This window comes from Psychrobacter sp. Ps6 (assembly GCF_022129235.1).
GTDB lineage: Bacteria > Pseudomonadota > Gammaproteobacteria > Pseudomonadales > Moraxellaceae > Psychrobacter.
Genome location: NZ_JADQAI010000086.1, coordinates 1 through 1,936, shown reverse-complemented (window position 1 = coordinate 1,936; position 1,936 = coordinate 1). Strand labels below are relative to the sequence as shown.

Annotated in this window: 2 protein-coding genes; both read right to left on the bottom strand. The window is 36.9% G+C overall.

Features of this window, described 5'->3' with window-relative positions; translation table 11 throughout:
• Positions 1-81 precede the first annotated feature (81 nt).
• Positions 82-717, bottom strand: a complete 636-nt coding sequence (locus I3255_RS13935; protein WP_238039343.1) for a DUF2057 domain-containing protein — start codon at positions 715-717, stop codon at positions 82-84.
• A gap of 78 nt (positions 718-795) precedes the next feature.
• Entirely contained in the window at positions 796-1,887 is a 1,092-nt protein-coding gene (locus I3255_RS13930) for a porin (RefSeq protein ID WP_238055683.1), read from the bottom strand.
• Between the last annotated feature and the right edge of the window lie 49 nt (positions 1,888-1,936).

Here is a 1,936-nt window from a genome sequence, read left to right as displayed (position 1 = left end):
TACTACAAATCTGAAATAATTACCTCTAACTCATAGATAGAGGTAACTTATAAAATATATCAAGTAAACTTATACTTAAAACTATAAATTCTTTAGGCCCCACGTCATAAATTCTTGTTTTTCTTCTTCAGATAAACCAATAAATGCATTTTTTAAGAATTTCATTTTTGCAGCAGGAGATGACGCAGAAACAGAGGAAGACGTTGTTGGATTTATAACCATAGTTTCCATATAACCAATTGATGCAATACCTCCGGTCTTATTATAATCAGCTACTTCTCTTGCGTAATCTCTAAAGTTTTGTAAACCAGATTTATTTAATTGAATATATTCAAATTTAACCTCATCACCTGCACTGTTTTTTAATGTTATTTTAGGCGATTTATCAAAAGATTCTGCTTGTTCTAATGTTCTGATTTTTGGGTACTCTAGAACTAATTTAATATCTTTTACATCAAACTTAATTAATAATGGTATTGAATTAAATTTCTTTTTAGCTGCATCATCTAATACGACTGCACCTATGTTGAATAATATTTGATTTTCACCATTAGGTAAAACTACTTCATTAGTCCCTTTTATAAAAGACCATCCTTCTTCCTTTCCATTTACAACAAGAATATTTGTTTCTTTCGATGATTCTAATTTCACATCAGCATAAATGTTACTAGAGAACAGCGATACCAATGGCAGTACACTACAAATTATTTTTTTCATAAAAGTATCCTGTTTTACACTTAAGAAAAGAACGAGCAATATGCTCGTTCTTTATTACCTTAACTGATAAGTTATTAATTAAAAGTAGTATTCAACACCTACAGAGTACTCCATGAACTCTGGGTTCTTATTATCAACACGATTCTTAGCTTCATCGGCACGTTCTACATGACGAACACGAGTATATACAACTGCAGATGGATCGATAAAGTACATCACCTGACCTGAAATTACAGAATCGTCCGTATAAGCAACTTTCTTACCACCACGTTCTAAATCTTCATTTGCCGCGTAACCGACTTTAAACTGGTAATCAGCAATGTTATACATTATACCTGCAGTATATGCGTTTTGGCTCTCATCAGCGGTACCAGCAACTTGTGCATCAGCTTCCATCATCTTGTACTGAGCAAAAAAGCCTAAACCGTTTTCAAAGTTACCTTGCGCACCCACTAGATAAGTATCATTAACCCACTCTGAAGAATGATTACGCTCATATGCAGCCTGCAATGTTACAGGACCAATTGTATAATGCGCAGCAGCACCGCCCCAGTTGCTATTTGATTCAGCAACAGCATCACCACGGCCAAATGCTAGATCAACACTAAAGCCACCCCATGTTGGTGAATCCCAACGTACAGTGTCAGATTGACGATCTTGATAAGGAGCTCCAGCAATACCATAACCCCAGTCATAAACATCACCTAGACCAGGGTTAGATCCTGGCCAGTCGATGATTTCATAAATAGGAGTAAGAACACGACCAATACGGATTTTACCCCAGCTATCACCTTCAAAGCCTACAAATGTATCACGTACACCTAATTTACCATCAGCACCTGGAGCAGCGCTGCTACCGCCAACATAGCCGGATTCAATCTGCCAAATAAATTTTGGACCGTTAGCAAAATCCTTGTCGCCACGGAAACCAATACGCGACTCATTATTTAGTTTCCAATTACTATCTTCACCCCAAAGAGCTTTACCAGCTTCGTTATAATCACGAGTTAGTGCTTGCATAGCAATAACACCATAAACTTCGTATGAAAATGACTCTTTAAGCTTTTCAACAGCAACAGCATCTGCGTCTGCGGCATGAGCTGAAATTGAACCCATTGCTGCCGTTGCGATTGCAACACCAAGTAGCGTACGTTTAAACATGTTTTCCATGGAATAACTCCTAAAAGATATTAGCTGTTTACTTGCTACCTGAAATGGT

Bases quoted from the DNA above. Each gene is read 5' to 3' on its own strand.
- I3255_RS13935 (WP_238039343.1), bottom strand. From the start codon at position 717: ATGAAAAAAATAATTTGTAGTGTACTGCCATTGGTATCGCTGTTCTCT.
- I3255_RS13930 (WP_238055683.1), bottom strand. From the start codon at position 1,887: ATGGAAAACATGTTTAAACGTACGCTACTTGGTGTTGCAATCGCAACG.